Consider the following 15,634-nt stretch of genomic DNA (forward strand, 5'->3'; position numbering starts at 1 on the left):
TGATGTCGCTTCTCAACTCCTCCCTCCACGAGCTGGACCCGGACGTCGCCGCCGCTGTCGACGCCGAGCTCCACCGTCAGCAGTCCACCCTCGAGATGATCGCCTCGGAGAACTTCGCTCCCGTCGCGGTCATGGAGGCCCAGGGCTCCGTCCTGACCAACAAGTACGCCGAGGGCTACCCCGGCCGCCGCTACTACGGCGGCTGCGAGCACGTCGACGTGATCGAGCAGATCGCGATCGACCGCATCAAGGCGCTCTTCGGCGCCGAGGCGGCCAACGTGCAGCCGCACTCGGGCGCACAGGCCAACGCCGCCGCGATGTTCGCGCTGCTGAAGCCGGGCGACACGATCATGGGCCTGAACCTGGCCCACGGCGGTCACCTGACCCACGGCATGAAGATCAACTTCTCCGGCAAGCTCTACAACGTGGTCCCGTACCACGTCGACGACACCGGCACCGTGGACATGGCCGAGGTCGAGCGCCTCGCCAAGGAGTCCAAGCCGCAGCTGATCGTGGCCGGCTGGTCGGCCTACCCCCGCCAGCTGGACTTCGCCGCCTTCCGCCGCATCGCGGACGAGGTCGGCGCGTACCTGATGGTCGACATGGCGCACTTCGCCGGTCTGGTCGCCGCGGGCCTGCACCCCAACCCGGTGCCGCACGCCCACGTCGTCACGACCACCACGCACAAGACCCTCGGCGGTCCGCGCGGCGGCGTGATCCTCTCCACCCAGGAGCTCGCCAAGAAGATCAACTCGGCGGTCTTCCCGGGTCAGCAGGGCGGTCCGCTGGAGCACGTGATCGCGGCCAAGGCGGTCTCCTTCAAGGTGGCGGCGACCGAGGAGTTCAAGGAGCGCCAGCAGCGCACCCTGGACGGCGCCCGCATCCTCGCCGAGCGTCTGGTGCAGCCGGACGTCACCGAGGCCGGCGTCTCCGTCCTGTCCGGCGGTACGGACGTGCACCTGGTCCTCGTGGACCTGCGCAACTCCGAGCTGGACGGCCAGCAGGCCGAGGACCGGCTGCACGAGCTGGGCATCACGGTCAACCGCAACGCCATCCCCAACGACCCGCGGCCGCCGATGGTCACCTCGGGTCTGCGGATCGGCACGCCGGCCCTGGCCACCCGCGGTTTCCAGGCGGAGGACTTCACCGAGGTCGCCGAGATCATCGCGTCGGCGCTGAAGCCGTCGTACGACGCGGACGACCTGAAGGCCCGCGTCGTCGCGCTCGCCGAGAAGTTCCCGCTGTACCCCGGTGTGAAGTAGTCGAACCGGCGCATTTGTACATAAGGGCGGGGCACCGCGCACACTGAACAGTGAGCGCGGTGCCCCATTCCTCGGGGGTGTCCCGCCGGTCAGGGCCGGGGCACGACGCCCGGCACGGCACCTCGCGGCGTTGCCGAAACGCCCTGTCCGGCCCTGACCGGCGAGACACCCCTTGCCCCCCGCTCCCTTGTCCTCGCTCTTCGGGCCCACCCGGCCCGTACCGCACCACCCGGCAGACAACGGCGTCTACCAACCCCTTAGGAGTCACCCCGTGGCCATCTCGGTCTTCGACCTGTTCTCGATCGGCATCGGCCCGTCCAGCTCCCATACGGTCGGCCCCATGCGCGCGGCCCGTATGTTCGCGCGCCGGCTGAAGAACGAGGGCCTGCTCGCCCACACCGCCTCCATACGCGCCGAGCTGTACGGCTCGCTCGGCGCCACCGGCCATGGCCACGGCACGCCCAAGGCCGTCCTGCTCGGTCTGGAGGGCGAGTCCCCCCGCACCGTCGACGTCGAAACGGCCGACGACCGGGTCGAGGCCATCCGCACCACCGGCCGCATCAACCTCCTCGGCATGCACGAGATCGCCTTCGACGCCGACGAGCAGCTGGTCCTGCACCGCCGCAAGGCGCTGCCGTACCACGCCAACGGCATGACGGTCTTCGCCTACGACCACGAGGGCGCCCCCCTCCTGGAGAAGACCTACTACTCGGTCGGCGGCGGTTTCGTCGTCGACGAGGACGCGGTGGGCGAGGACCGGATCGTCCTCGACGACACCGTCCTGAAGCACCCGTTCCGCACCGGCGACGAGCTGCTGCGCCTCGCTCAGGAAACGGGCCTGTCGATCTCCTCCCTGATGCTGGAGAACGAGCGCGCCTGGCGCACCGAGGACGAGATCCGCTCCGGCCTGCTGGACATCTGGCGCGCCATGCAGGCGTGTGTCTCCCGGGGCATGTCCCGCGAGGGCATCCTGCCCGGCGGCCTCAAGGTCCGCCGCCGCGCGGCGAACACCGCCCGCCAGCTGCGCGCCGAGGGCGACCCGCAGACCCACGCGATGGAGTGGATCACCCTGTACGCGATGGCGGTCAACGAGGAGAACGCCGCGGGCGGCCGCGTCGTCACCGCCCCGACCAACGGCGCGGCCGGCATCATCCCCGCGGTACTGCACTACTACATGAACTTCGCGGCCGGCGGCGCGACCGAGGCGGAGAAGGACGACAGCATCGTCCGCTTCCTCCTGGCGGCCGGCGCCATCGGCATGCTGTTCAAGGAGAACGCCTCCATCTCCGGCGCCGAGGTCGGCTGCCAGGGTGAGGTCGGCTCCGCCTGCTCCATGGCCGCGGGCGCCCTCGCCGAGGTCCTGGGCGGCACCCCCGAGCAGGTCGAGAACGCCGCCGAGATCGGCATGGAGCACAACCTCGGCCTGACCTGCGACCCGGTCGGCGGTCTCGTCCAGATCCCGTGCATCGAGCGCAACGGCATGGCGGCGGTGAAGGCCGTCACCGCGGCGAAGATGGCGCTGCGCGGAGACGGCAGCCACAAGGTCTCCCTGGACAAGGTCATCAAGACCATGAAGGAGACGGGCGCCGACATGAGCGTGAAGTACAAGGAGACGGCGCGGGGCGGGCTCGCGGTGAACATCATCGAGTGCTGAGACTGAGGCCCTGACCAGCGCTTTTCTGTCTTTCAGCGCTGTCAGGGCCGCCCCTCCGCATGAGCGGCACGCTCGTCCTGGACTGCGAAGTCCTGTCCCGGCCGGTACGACGCACACCTGAGATCACCGAGTGGCTGACGGCATCCGAGGCCGGAGACATCCGCGTCGTCACCAGAAAGTAGGCCCTCGACGCCGTCGTGGCCGCCACCGCGCTCGCCTCCCCGGCCCCAGTGACCGTCCTGACGTCGGACCCCGAAGACCTCCCGATGCTCTGCGGCCCCAGCGTCCGCGTCGTCGAGGTCTGACCGCGCGGCCGCACCTCGGCCCATGTCAAGAAACCGGGACCCGTGGACGTGGACACGGACGGTCCTATCCACGCGGCGACCGACCTGCCCCGCATCGGCCCGGCACTGGCGACGGGCGCGGAACAGCGGAAGCGGTGCCGCCGCCTCCTCGCGGACCGGTGAGCGGCGGTGGAGGTGGCGGATGCCCGTCCCGCGATGACGTGGACGCTGCCGCCGCCGGACCTTCCCGTCACGGCCGGGGCACCAAAGGGGCAGGAGAGGCCGGACCGGCGCAAGGGGTACTCCGGCCACCGGCGGGTACCCGCGTTCCGAGGCGCGTCGGTCACGGCTCACCCAGGGCACCGGACCTCGACGCAGTGGGAGAGGGAATGAGGCTTCGGGAATTCACACAGACCGCCACGTCCCTGCGCACCGCCGAGGTGTTGAGCGGCCGGTACCGTCTGGACGAGATACTCGGCTCGGGGGGTGCGGCGCATGTGCATCGCGGCTACGACCTGCGATTGCGCCGGCCGGTGGCGGTCAAGGTCTTCCGCCCCGAGGCCGACATCGACACCGGCGTCGAGCAGGACCTGCACAACGAAGCGGTCATGCTGGCCCGGTTGCACCACCCAGGACTGGTCACCGCCTACGACACCGGGCAGCACGACGGACGCGCCTTCCTGGTCATGCGGCTGATCGAAGGCGACAACCTGCGCAAGCACATAGCCGAAGGCCCGCTGCTCCCCAGGGCGACCGCCGCCGTCGGCGCGGGCGTCGCCCAGGCGCTGGCTCACGCGCACGAAGCGGGAGTCGTCCACCGTGACATCAAGCCGTCCAACATCGTCCTGGACGCCGCCCACCGCCCCCATCTCGTCGATTTCGGCATCTCACGGCTGCTGGACGCGACCTCCCGCACCACCGCCGGCACCCTCATCGGGACCGCCGCCTATCTCGCCCCGGAGCAGGTACTCGGCCGGCCCGTGGGCCGGGCCGCCGACGTGTACGCCCTCGGCCTCGTGCTGCTCGAATGCCTCACGGGCACGCTCGAGTACGACGGCATCCCGCTGGAGGCCGCGATCGCACGCCTGCACCGGGCACCCGTCCTGCCGCCCGGCCTGCCCGAGCAACTGAGCACGCTGATCCGGGACATGACGAGCCTGGACGAGAGGGAGCGCCCGGCGGCCCGCGACTGCGCGCGCACGCTGGCGGCGCTGGCCGAGGAAGCCCCCACCGCGGCAGGGGCGGCGGCGAACACCACGCGTCTCGTCGCAGGCCGGGGAGCTACGCGGCCGGCCGAGGAAACCCACAGGAGTCCGGCCCCCCGCGGCGAGAGGGCCGCTCCACGGACCGGGTTCGCGCGGGGTCGCCTCCTCCTCGCCGGGGCGTCCGTCGCGCTCGCCGCCGTCACGGTGACCGCTTTCGCCGTCACCGACGGCTCCGTGCCGTGGGGCGACGGCGCCGGCACGTCCGCGGCCGTCACCCCCTCCGCGAAGCCGTCAGAGCCGGGTCCGCCGGCCGGCGCAGCGCAGAAGGCGGCGACGCCGTCGGAGGCGCGGCCCCCCGGGGCGCAGGCCTCCGCCGGGGCACGGCCCGGGCCGGCGGGCACGACCCGCTCGGCGGTCCCGGAGGAAGACGCGGCGCCGGACAGCGCGGGTCCGGCCACCGGAGTGACGCGGGGCGGCCCGGAGGCCCGACCCCAGTCCCAGCCCCCGGGCCAGGCCAAGAAGGCCAAGAAGGAGAAGAAGGCGGGGCCGGCGGAGAAGAGCACCGAGCGGCGATCCCGGGGCCGCGCCGCCTGCGCTCCGCCGGCGTGCGGTTCCCACCCGTAGGAGGAGGGACCGCCCCACCGCCCCCTTCCTCGGCCTCGGGCCCCCGCGCGGCGGAGGCGGGACGGGTCCGCGGTGCACCCCGTCGTGTGCTGGGCACCTAGCCTGACCAGTATGTTCATGGCTGTCAGCGCTGTCAGTACATAAGGGGAGACGTGGCCGAGATGCCGCCCAGGGCTGTGCCGCCGCAGCCGATGCAGATTTCGTCGTGGCAGCAGGCCGAGCTCAACGCGGCCCGCTGGATGCGCCATTGGGGCTATGCCGATGCCACCGCACGCCCCGGGGGCCCGGACTCCGGCATCGATGTCCGCGCTGCCGGCGCACTGGGGCAGGTCAAGTACCAGGCAGCCAGCGTCGGGCGTCCTGAGCTGCAGCGTTTCGTGGGGGCGCGCTCCCGCGGATCGTCCGCTCAGCTGATCTTCTTCACCGGCAGCGATTACGCGGCCACCGCCGTGTCCTACGCCCAGGAGTGGGGCATAGCGCTCTTCACCTATCGTCTGGACGGCGCGATGACGCCGGTCAACGACGCGGCCCGCCGCATCCACCGCTCCCCCGCGCCCGCCGTCGCGCCCCCCGCGTCCCCGGCGGCCCGGAACCCCGCCCCGGCCGCCTCGCGGTCGTTCTGGGACCGGAACTGGCGTGTCTTCGCGGGCGCTGCCCTCCTCATGGCCCCGCTGAGAACGATCGGGGACGAGGAGATGTACACCGGCCCGCTCGCGGTGGACGTCCTGAAGTTCATCGGCATCCTCCTCGCGTGCTGGGCGCTCGGCGCGTTCCTGATAGCGGCCCGGTTCGGGGCTCGCCTCTCCCTCGGAACCCGGCCCTTGCGGGTGGTCGTCTCCCGGCCGGGAACGGACTCGGCGACCGCGGCGGGCCCGACGCGTGTGCCCCGCCCCCCACGCGACCGGGCCCCGGCGCCCTCACCCGCCCGGCAGGACGGCCTGGTGGCCGAGGCCGCTGGCCTGCTCCGTACCGGCAGCAAGCCGCACCACGTCGACAAGATCCTCAAGGATCGCGGCGTCGGCTTCATGGAACGCGGCAGTGTCATCAACGAAGCCAAGAAACTCAACAAGACTCCCTGACGGCCGGCTGTCGACTGCCAGGTGTCGGGGCTGCCGGGCCAGCGCGGCTTCGGCGGTGGGTTCCATGACGCCTTCACGATGGGCTCGACACGCCCTGACCAGCGTGTTCGCGCGGTCTCGCCTGACGTTCGTACCGTCTCACCGGGCGTGGACACGTACGGCGCCGCTCGGGGCGGCCGGGGTGCGGTTGAGGGACAGCGGGGTGAGCCCGGCCAGGAGAACGAGGGCCGCGAGCGGGATCAGGTCGAGACTGACCGAGATCAGGACGAAGGCCACGGCCACGAGCACCGGGCTCCACACGGGCAGCTGCCGGGGCCGGACGGCCACCAGCATGATCAGCAGGGTGAGCAGGCCCAGCTGGAAGGCCATCGGGCCCGCGAACTCGAGGGGGGCGGGCAGCGGCGCGGAGTCGGCGAGACCGGGGAACAGGTCACCGAGGATCACCCAGACGAAGCAGCCCGCGCCGAACGTTCCGACAGCCGTGGCGGCGCCGGCGGCGGCCTTCGTCCGCGGGGTGGCCGAGGGAACGAGACCGCGCAGTTCCACGACGAGGGCGCCGAGCAGGAGGAAGGCCGCGAGGAAGAAGGTGTGGCCGACGTTCCAGGCCACTCCGGGGCCGTGGTCGCCGTCCATGCCGTCGATCAGGCGCAGCACGCCGTACGACAGGAGCAGGAAGGGGATGAGGACACAGAACAGTCGGGTGGTGGGAGCCGTCGATGTCATGCTTCTACGTTCGCTGTCCGGACCGCGCCCGGCCATCGGGACCATCCCCTAGCGCGCCCGGACAGCCGCCCTAGGGGTTGGGCGGCTCCGTCACCGGGATGTCCCGGAGGTGCGCGGGGCGCGGGGCGGCGCACTCGCTCAGGCCGCGCGCCGGTTCCCCCGGTCCGCGCGCAACCCTCGCCCGGGCCCTCTCCGACGCCACCCGAAGGGGCCGTAAGCCGGTGGCGGGCCGGGACCCGCCGGGTGAACCCCGGTCGTCCGGCGTCGCCCGTCGGCGCCGGCCCGCACCCGGCCACCGGCGCTCGCACCGGCCCCGAGGGGGCGTGAGATCTTCACATGGACCCTGTGAGGGGGTAGCTGTCCGCGGTCCCCCGGATGGATCCACAATCAGGCGTTCGGTGAAGACGCGACGAAGCGTTTCACACGAAAGGGAGCGGGAGAAAGAGAGTTGTCATGCCGGACGAGGCCGACGGACACGCGGTCGACCTCTGGTCGCTCGCCGAGGACGTGGTGGTCGAGCCGGGAGACCGGGAGGGCGAGCTGGTGCTCACCGGCTGCTGGGGCACCGAGTGGGTCTCCACCCCGCATCCCGTGGTCGAGGAGGCGCTGCGCCGGATGCAGCTGGGACCGGTACTGCTGACGAACCTCGAATCCCCGGCGGGTGATGCGGTGGGCCAGGAGGAGTGGTACTGCCTGCAACTCCATCTGGAGCGGCTGTCCCACCTGATCGTGCGTACGTTGGGCATCCAGGACCTGGGGGGCCCGCTGCTCTCGGCGACGCCGGTGTCCCCGGTCGCGCACTTCGCTCTCGCCCGGCTGCCGGGCCGGCAGCCGGTGCAGTTGCCCAGTGGCGTGTCCCTCACCGTCGGGCGCGACGGCGTCACGGTGCAGGCGCCCGACTCCTCGTACCGGGTTCTCGTGCACCGCCCGGAAGCGGTCTGGGTGCTGGGCCGGCTGGCCTGGCCGGTCACCCCGGACCAGGTGTCGGCCGCCCTGGCGCTGCCGGCCGGGGTGGCGGAACGGATCATGGACTACCTCGCGGCGGCCGGCATGGCCGCCGCCACGGCCGAGGACGTCCGCGTGCCCCCGCCCGTCCTCGGCCACGGCGAACCCGGGGACGGCGCGGCCCGGACGCCGTGAGGGGCGCGGCCGGATGCGGTGAGGGGTGCGGTCCCGGACCCCGTGACCGCTGCGGCCGGACGCCGTGAGGGGCGCGGCCGGACGCCGTGACCGGTGCGGCCCGTGCCCGGCCGGAGGGTGTGCCGTCCCCGCGGCCCGCCGGCCGTCCGGCAACGCCGCGGGACACGGCCCCTGCGGGCGCCCTACAGCAGCCAGCCGGCCTCCCGGGCGATGCGGATGGCGTCCACCCGGTTGCGGGCGAGCAGCTTCGTCACCACCGTGGTGAGGTAGTTGCGCACGGTGCCGGGAGCCAGATGCAGCTGCTTGGCGATCTCGCCGGCCTCGAGCCCCTCCGCGGCCAGCCGCAGCACCTCCGTCTCCCGTTCCGTCAGCGGAGTCTCCGCGGTGCCCCAGACGGCGAGCGCGAGATCCGGGTCGATGACCCGGTGTCCGGCCGCCACGCGGCGTACCGCGTTGGCCAGTTCGCCCGGCGGGGCGTCTTTGAGCAGGTAGCCGTTGACCTGGGCGGTGAGCGCGCGGCGCAGTGTGCCGGGCCGGCCGAGGCTGGTGAGGATCAGCGTCCGGCACTCGGGCAGCTTCTCCTTGAGCCGGGCGGCGGCGCTCAGGCCGTCGAGACCGGGCAGATCGATGTCGATGACCGCGACGTCGGGCCGGCAGGCCAGCGCGGCGTCCACGATCATGTCGCCGCGCTCCAGTTCCGCGACCACCTCGAAGTCGTCCTCCAGGCTGAGCAACGCCACCAGCGCGCCGCGCACCATGTTCATGTCCTCGGCCAAAAGCAGACGTAGGGCCACCGACGGATCTCCTTTCCGGCTCAGGCCGCCGGATTCTGGGTCATGGGCACCACGATGTCGGCGCCGGACCGGGGGCGTTCGGGAAAGGCCGGAGCCTCGGCGACGAGCCGGAAGGTGTCGTCCGGGCCGCGGTGGGTGGTGAGTTCGCCGGAGATCTCGTGCATCCTGGAGGTGAGGTTGCCGAGACCGCTGCCGCTGTGGGCGGACGGATCGCGGTAGTCGGGGTCCACCCCGTTGTTCTCGACGCGCAGCAGGACCCGGCCGTCCTCCTGCACCGCCTCGATCACACAGTTGTCGGCCTTGGAGTGCCGCAGCAGGTTGGTGACCGCCTCACGCAGAACGGCCGCGAGCACGGTGCTGACCTGCTGGCTCATCGCCCCGAGCTCCAACGTGACGCGGATGTTCACCTCCGCTGCCGTCAACAGCCCCTCGGCGGTGGTGATCTCCTCCACCAGGGACATGTCACGCAGCCCGCTGGCGACCGTCCGCACGTCGGCCAGCGACTGCCGGGAGATGGCGAGCACATCGCGTATCTCCCCGAGGGCCCGCTGGGGATGGGCCGGCACCAACCGGTAGATGAGCTCGCTCTTCAACGTGATCGCGGAGAGGCTGTAGCCGAGGAGGTCGTGCAAGTCGCGTGCGAACCGCAGCCGTTCCTTCGTGACGGCCATCCGCGCCAGCTGGTCCCTGGTGTCGTGCAGCACGTGCACCAGGTCGGCCAGCCGGGTCAGGCCGAAGACCACCAGGCCGGTCAGGAGCGTGGACTGGCACAGATAGACGCTGTCCAGCGCCGGGCGCCCCTCCAGTGCCGGAGGCAGCAGCATGGTGAGGCCCACCGCGGCGTAGAGGGTCCAGGCGAGGCGCGTCGGCAGCATGAGCAGCAGCGAGCCGGCCAGGAATCCGGCCATGCCGCCCCATGCGGCGTGGAAGAAGAGGAGGGGAAGGTACGTCAGAAGCGCCTGGACCCCCAGAGCGGCAACTTTCTGCCACCGGGGGGCCCGATACGCTTCCGGACGTGAGTGTCTGAGCTGCAGGGCGAAAATGGCCGCCAGGCAGGCCAGCGCCACCGTGGCCATCGGGGCGTCCAGACCCGCACCGATCACGTTGAGCATCGTGATGAGCAGGAAGCTCATCAGCGCCGCCATGAGGATGACACGGGCAAGGCGCGGCGCAGGAGGCTCGGGCTGCCATAAGTCCGGGCGCCCCTCGGGCGGTTCCGAAAAACTTCCGGATTCAGCGGCTGAAGCATGTAAGTCTTTTTGTGGCGGCACTGCTCTACCGGCCCCCTCCGCTAGCCCGCAGCCATCACGCAACGAGAGGGATCATAAGTCAAGGTAGTCACATGCGCCCAGAAGTTACCGCCCTAAACGAACACCGGTTCGGAATTCAGATCGGCGTACGGAGTCGGCTCGGACAGCCGGCCGAGCGCGACCGGAACGTCGAAGAGCCGTCCGGGGGCGAACCTCGGCCAGAAGTGGCGCATCCCGGGAACAATCACCTTCACGACTGGTAGTTGCAGGTCGGGGCGCGTCTGATCGAGGACGAGCAGCTCCATGCCGCGCTCGCGGACCAGCTCGGTGACGGCGCGGACGTCGTCGCGCAGATCGGCGCGCGGCCGGTAACCGCGACCGTGTGCCGCGACCGGCGGTGCGTCCGGATCCGGCGTCAGGTGACGCTGGTTGGCGAGGGTCGCGGTGCGCCACCAGCGCACCGGGTCCGGGTCGGCGATGGCGTAGCCCGTGCCGTCCGGGCCGGGCGCGACCGCGGGCAGCAGTTGTCCCATCTCGGTCAGCGCCCGCCGCAGCGCGATCCGCGGATCGAAGTGCGCGCCGAAGCCGAAGACGATCTCCTCGGCGGGCCGGTCGGTGCGCCGGGAGAGCGCCGCGACCACCGGGATACCGAAGTCCGAGGTGAGGTCGAGCGCCCACACCTCCCGGCCCGCGCGCCGGCAGCCGGACCGCATCCGCTCGACGTACGGTTCGTCCGCGCTGTCGAGGTCCACGGCGGGCTGCCGGGTGCGGTTGTACCACCACAGCGCCACGGCATCGCGCTCCACCAGTTCGAGGAAACCCTGCAGCAGGGCGTCCTCCGGGCTGCTGCCAGCGGCGTTGCCGTTGGAGTCGGCGCTCAGGCCGTCGGGTGCCGGCTCCTGGCCGAAGTAGAGCATCGAGGTGGGCAGCAGCCGCTGGGTGTTGCCGGTGAGCGACCAGACCGGCGTCCACTCCGTCGGGCGGTCCTCGGCGAACGGTTCGGGCACGTGCGACAGCCAGGAGCCGGCGGCGTTCCACGTCTCGCGGTCGCGCATCTGCCGATCGCCGTAGAGCTGGCACGCGCGGGGGTGTACGGCGACGGGGCCGAGCGCGGCGTAACTGTCCCGCAGCACCGGCTCGTCGCCGTGCCGGGTGCCGCTGTAGCGCTCGGCCGCCTCGCACAGGGCGCTGGTCCTGGCCTCGGTCTCGGTGACACCCTTGCCGCCGCTGAGCGCGCGCAGGCCGGCCCGCAGTCCGGCCAGGGAGGCCGCGCCCATGGCCAGGTTCTGGCCGGAGAGGAAGGACTCCACGAAGTCCGGGCAGCTCCGGGCCTTCTCGATCCTCTTGATGATGCCGGTGACCGGGTCGACCAGGTGGCCGAAGCGGTCGAGCATCTCCTGCGGGGTGAGCGACCGGTCGCCGCCGGAGCGCTGGTCGGCCTTGGGCCGGGGCACCGGCACGAAGGGGGCGAGCACCCGCCGGGCGACGAGCTCCGGATCGCCGCACACCGGGCACTGCGGGAGCCGGGCCACCGTGTGCGCGTCGGAGGCGAAGCGCAGGGTGTCCAGGATGTGCACGTCGCTCTGACCGGGGTACCGGATGCCGGCCAGCCACTTCGCGGCTTCCAGGGCGGCGAGTTGTGCCGCCGCCGACTCGCAGGCGGGCAGGCCGGCCGACGGCCGGTCCGGGGGCCCGGCGAGCCCGAGGTGGAGCTGGAGCGGCAGTTCGGAGCGGCGGTGTCCGCGCAGCCGGTGGGCCAGGCAGGACCAGCAGGGCCCGGCGTCGGGCCGGAACACCGGTCCCACCCACGGGTCGGCGCCCCCGGTACGGGCGAGCAGCCACGGGATGCCCTGGGCGCGAAGGGCGGCGTCGACGTCCTTCAGGTCCGGGGACAGGTAGTCGGTGCACAGGACGAGGGCGAACCCGGCGTCCTCGCCGGCGGCGGCGATCCGGATCCCGGATTCCCGCAGCGCCGCCTGCGACCGGACCGGGTCGGTTCCGGGCAGCGCCACGAGCCGCACCCGGGCACCGGCCACGTCACGCGCGGCCCGGCCGCCGTCCAGCCCGGCGAGGTCCCAGTACGCCGCGGCGGGCGGGTCCTCCGTAGTCGCCGGGGCGGAGTGCAGCCTGAGCAGGCCGGCTGCCTCCAGCGCGGCGAGCGCCGACCGGGCCGCCTCGGGTTCGAGGGCCTGGGCGGCCTCACGTATCACCGTTTCCCGGTCGCGGGTGCCGTCCAGCAGAGGTGCGAGCACCTCTGCCGCCGGCCCTCGCAGCGCGGTGACCCCGCGCTGCGAGAGCAGGTAGGCGGCTTCTCCGGGCACGATGGCGGCCCGCAGGTGGCTCTTGAATCCGAGGAGACCCGCGGCGCCGTGTGTCCCGGAGGCGGTCATGCGGCGGGGTCTCCCGATATCGGGGCGACCATGGTGTAGGTCACGGTGAACAGCGCGCACTGCTCGGCCGGGACGTCCAGATTCTCGATCACCAGCTGGCCGCCGGACTCGGCGGAAACCGGGGTGTGCCTGAGCGTGCCCGGCTGGGGAGCGTTCGAAGTCATCGCGATCAATTCCCTTGGTCGTGGGCCGGCTTGGTTGGCTACGGGAAAGATTCTGCGGACGCCGGAGGTGTGCACACAGTGCCGGACTCATCACCGAGGGGTGAAGTTTTCACAGTGCGCCGTCACACGTCCTCCATGACGGCTTGAATCCGCGCCTCCCCCGCCCGGCCCCCGTGGCGGTCCCGCCCCGGCCGAGCGCTCCTGACCTGGAGCGACAGGGGGCGTCGGCGGTCGTGCCGCCGGCTCCCGAGGCGGTGCGGCGGTATGCGGGGAGCCGGGGATCACCGTGCCGCGACGAGGAGGCGCCGACGGCGGCACGGGGGGCGGCGGCTGCCGAACCTGATGTGGCCGCGCCCCTGTCGACGCGGAGGGGGCGCGGCTGACCTGCTTCGCCCTCGGCACGGGGGCTGTCGCGATCACCGGCGCCCCGGATCGGCACCCGCGCCGGCGCCCCCGTGGCGACGGCGATAGAAGGGGAGGCGCAGCCGGGTGGGCGCGGCACCGTGATTTCTTCATGATCCAGCACCTGATGAACACATCCCGGCCGCGGTACGGCGACACTGGGCCGCGGGTGGCGCGAATGGCACTGTTGTCAACACCGGGCTTCGGCCCGGCGATCAGGCGAATCGACCTGGAGTTGCCATGGAGATCAGCCCACCGGGCCCGCCCGACGCGAGTCGTCCGCGGTCCGGACCCCCCGGCCGCGGCAAGAACGCGGCAGCTGCTCGCCCTGTCGACCGGGCCCCGCGCGTCATGGCGCCGGGGCAGGAGTTGTCGTCTTTTACTCCAGGGTGACACAGATGGGAGCTGACTGACGGTCATGTTAGATTTCCGCGTTCTCGGGCCCGTCGGAGTGTGGTCCGCCGGAGCGGAGGCTCCACTGGGCGGTTGCAAGCAACGGACGATACTGACCGCCCTCTTGCTTGCGGACGGCTGGGTCGTCTCCGACTCCGACCTCGGTGGTGTCCTGTGGGAGCGAAGACCTCCCGCCACGTACCAGGCACAGATCTACACCTACGCGTCGCGACTGAGGGGCCACTTCGGCGCTGGAGCGACGATCACTCGCTGCGGACGGGGATACCGTATTGAGAGAGGGGATGCCCGCTTCGATCTGGACGAGTTCTACAAGCTGTCCAAAGAGGGCCATTCCCTGATGCGTACCGGAAGGGTCGGCGATGCGGCGTTCCGTTTCCGTACGGCACTCGGCTTGTGGAGCGGCCCCACCCTCACGGGGGTGACCGAAGCGCTCATCGACAACGAACGGTCCAGAATCGAGATGGCCCGTATGGAAGTGCTGGAGAGCCGGATCGACGCGGAGCTTCAGCTGGGGCTGCACCAGGAACTGATCGGCGAGCTCACGCGGTTGGTGGGCGCGCACCCGCTCCGGGAGTCCTTCCGGGCGAAACTGATGATCGCTCTGCACCGGAGCGACCGGCAGGCCGAGGCCTTCGACACGTTCCACGCGGGCTGCGATCTGCTGCGGGATCAGCTGGGGGTCGACCCCGGGCCGACCCTGCGCAGCGCTCACCAGGCGATCCTGACGGACGACTTCACGGCGGTGCTTCCCCACCGGGGACACCTGGTGGCCGGTCCGACGGGATGAGGGAAGCTCCGGGCTTGTGTGCGGTTGCGCGGCGCCGCACACAAGCGCGCGAGCGAGGAACGGCGAAGCGGCCGGGCCTCCCGGCGGACAGGGCCGGCTCTCGCGGGCCGGCGAGGACAGGGCGCACGGCGGCGTGCGCGCCCGCGTAGCGGCCGCACAACGGCGCGCCACGGCGTGGGGAAACCGTTCAGTCACCACGTCGTCGGGCAGGACGACGTCAGCCGGGCCGGGGAAGTCCCCGACCCGGCTCCGTCACGTCGGGACGGCATGACCCGGGCCGGAGCGCCCGGGTGCGGTCATGTGATCACCCACGCGAGCGAGGCACACCGGACCGCCGGCACGAGGCGCCTCCCGGCGACGGGCCGGACGGGCCGCGCGGTCGCCGGAGCAGGGAAGGGCCAGGGCCGGCGGGGGGTGGGCCGGCCCTGGCCCTGCTTCGGTGGCGGGGGGGCCCGGCCGGTCAGTCCGGCAGGAAGCCCTCCACCGGCACGCCGAGTCCCTGGGCACGGGCGGCCGTGAGGACGTGGTCGGCCAGGGCGATGTCCAGGACGCCCAGACCGAACGGCGCGTAGACGACCGTCCGGTCGCGCGCGGGCCTGAACTCCCGGTCGGTGCCCTCGTCCAGGAGCAGCCGGCCGATCGTCGGGGCGATGAAGTCACGGTGGCCCGCCGCCTGGACGGCGAGGTCCAGGGACGTGCGCTCGCGCAGCGCGTGGTCGGTGTCGTCGACGATGTTGTACGCGTCGGGCAGCGACTCGGGCAGCAGGTCCCGCAGGGAGATGTGCAGGACGACCGTGCCCGGCTCGGCCGCCTTCAGGTCCAGGTGCGGTTCGACGGCCGAGGTGGCGATGGAGACCAGGTCGTGCGCGGCCATGGCCTTCTCGGCGCTGTCGAGGACCAGCACCTGCGCCCCGGGCACCACCGCCGCCGCCTGGGCGGCGGTCTCGGCCGCCCGTTCGGCCGAACTGTCGTACAGTGCCAGCGAGTTCAAGTCAGGCAGGGCGGCGTGGATGTGCCGCAGGATCTCCAGGTTGATGACTCCGCAGCCGATCAGCGAGAGCCCGCTCGGACGACGCTCACGGGTGAGCAGCTCCGCCGCGAGGGCGGCGCTGGCCGCCGTCCGCGCGGCGGAGATCAGCGATCCTTCGATCACGGCCTCGGGGCGGCCCGTCTCCAGTGAGTTGAGGATGATCGCCGCGCTGGCCCGCTGCGTCCCGCGGTCGATGTTGGCGGGGAAGGAGGCGATCCACTTCATGCCGGCGGCCGGCCGGTCCCCGCCGCGGTAGGCGGGCAGGCCGATGATGCGGTTGCGCGGCTGCCCGGGGAACCGCAGGAACGTGGAGTGCGGTACTGCGGTGTCCCCCTGCTCGTGCAGGCGGTAGGCGTGTGCGACGACCGACATGGTGTCGAGTTCGCAACCGTCGAGGAGCTGTGCGACCTCGCTGTGTCGCAGGATGAGCAT

At 72.1% G+C, this 15,634-nt stretch carries 12 protein-coding genes and 1 pseudogene; 7 read left to right on the forward strand and 6 right to left on the reverse strand.

Annotated elements, in window-relative coordinates; genetic code table 11:
• Positions 1-2 precede the first annotated feature (2 nt).
• The 5 genes and pseudogenes from glyA (at position 3) to ABZ454_RS22065 (ending at position 6,108) form a co-directional block, all read left to right on the forward strand.
• Positions 3-1,262, forward strand: a complete 1,260-nt coding sequence (glyA, locus tag ABZ454_RS22045; protein ID WP_356316589.1) for a serine hydroxymethyltransferase — start codon at positions 3-5, stop codon at positions 1,260-1,262.
• A gap of 271 nt (positions 1,263-1,533) precedes the next feature.
• Positions 1,534-2,916 (forward strand): L-serine ammonia-lyase, encoded by a 1,383-nt coding sequence (locus ABZ454_RS22050; RefSeq protein ID WP_356316587.1) that lies wholly within the window; start codon positions 1,534-1,536, stop codon positions 2,914-2,916.
• Between the two features lie 59 nt (positions 2,917-2,975).
• A pseudogene (locus ABZ454_RS22055) lies at positions 2,976-3,221 on the forward strand (hypothetical protein).
• A 368-nt stretch (positions 3,222-3,589) separates the two neighbouring features.
• Complete coding sequence (locus ABZ454_RS22060) at positions 3,590-5,029, forward strand: protein kinase (protein WP_356316585.1); 1,440 nt, start codon at positions 3,590-3,592, stop codon at positions 5,027-5,029.
• A 161-nt stretch (positions 5,030-5,190) separates the two neighbouring features.
• Entirely contained in the window at positions 5,191-6,108 is a 918-nt protein-coding gene (locus ABZ454_RS22065; RefSeq protein ID WP_359540178.1) for a restriction endonuclease, read from the forward strand.
• Between the two features lie 138 nt (positions 6,109-6,246).
• On the opposite strand, the gene ABZ454_RS22070 is transcribed toward ABZ454_RS22065, so the two are convergent.
• Positions 6,247-6,831: a hypothetical protein gene (locus tag ABZ454_RS22070; protein WP_356316583.1), complete on the reverse strand. Its 585-nt coding sequence runs from the start codon at positions 6,829-6,831 to the stop codon at positions 6,247-6,249.
• 453 nt (positions 6,832-7,284) lie between these two features.
• Here ABZ454_RS22070 and ABZ454_RS22075 point away from each other — a divergent pair, with 453 nt between their 5' ends.
• A complete protein-coding gene (locus ABZ454_RS22075; protein WP_359540088.1) occupies positions 7,285-7,971 on the forward strand; it encodes an NADH oxidase in 687 nt (228 codons plus the stop codon).
• Positions 7,972-8,153: 182 nt separating this feature from the next.
• Here ABZ454_RS22075 and ABZ454_RS22080 read toward each other — a convergent pair whose 3' ends face one another.
• From ABZ454_RS22080 to ABZ454_RS22095, 4 genes are all read right to left on the reverse strand, one after another.
• Entirely contained in the window at positions 8,154-8,765 is a 612-nt protein-coding gene (locus ABZ454_RS22080; protein WP_356316579.1) for a response regulator transcription factor, read from the reverse strand.
• Between the two features lie 20 nt (positions 8,766-8,785).
• On the reverse strand, positions 8,786-9,898 hold the full coding sequence (locus ABZ454_RS22085; protein ID WP_356316577.1) for a histidine kinase: 1,113 nt from the start codon (positions 9,896-9,898) through the stop codon (positions 8,786-8,788).
• A 230-nt stretch (positions 9,899-10,128) separates the two neighbouring features.
• Positions 10,129-12,405, reverse strand: coding sequence for a TOMM precursor leader peptide-binding protein (locus tag ABZ454_RS22090; RefSeq protein WP_359540090.1), 2,277 nt, complete (start codon positions 12,403-12,405; stop codon positions 10,129-10,131).
• Positions 12,402-12,569, reverse strand: coding sequence for a hypothetical protein (locus ABZ454_RS22095; RefSeq protein ID WP_356316573.1), 168 nt, complete (start codon positions 12,567-12,569; stop codon positions 12,402-12,404). The genes ABZ454_RS22090 and ABZ454_RS22095 overlap by 4 nt, the downstream gene beginning before the upstream one ends.
• Positions 12,570-13,389: 820 nt before the next feature.
• Between ABZ454_RS22095 and ABZ454_RS22100 the strand changes: the two genes are divergently transcribed.
• Positions 13,390-14,172, forward strand: a complete 783-nt coding sequence (locus tag ABZ454_RS22100; RefSeq protein ID WP_359540093.1) for an AfsR/SARP family transcriptional regulator — start codon at positions 13,390-13,392, stop codon at positions 14,170-14,172.
• A gap of 460 nt (positions 14,173-14,632) precedes the next feature.
• Here ABZ454_RS22100 and sbnB read toward each other — a convergent pair whose 3' ends face one another.
• A complete protein-coding gene (sbnB, locus tag ABZ454_RS22105) occupies positions 14,633-15,634 on the reverse strand; it encodes a 2,3-diaminopropionate biosynthesis protein SbnB (RefSeq protein WP_356316569.1) in 1,002 nt (333 codons plus the stop codon).

The organism is Streptomyces sp. NPDC005803 (genome assembly GCF_040630435.1).
Taxonomy (GTDB): Bacteria; Actinomycetota; Actinomycetes; order Streptomycetales; family Streptomycetaceae; genus Streptomyces.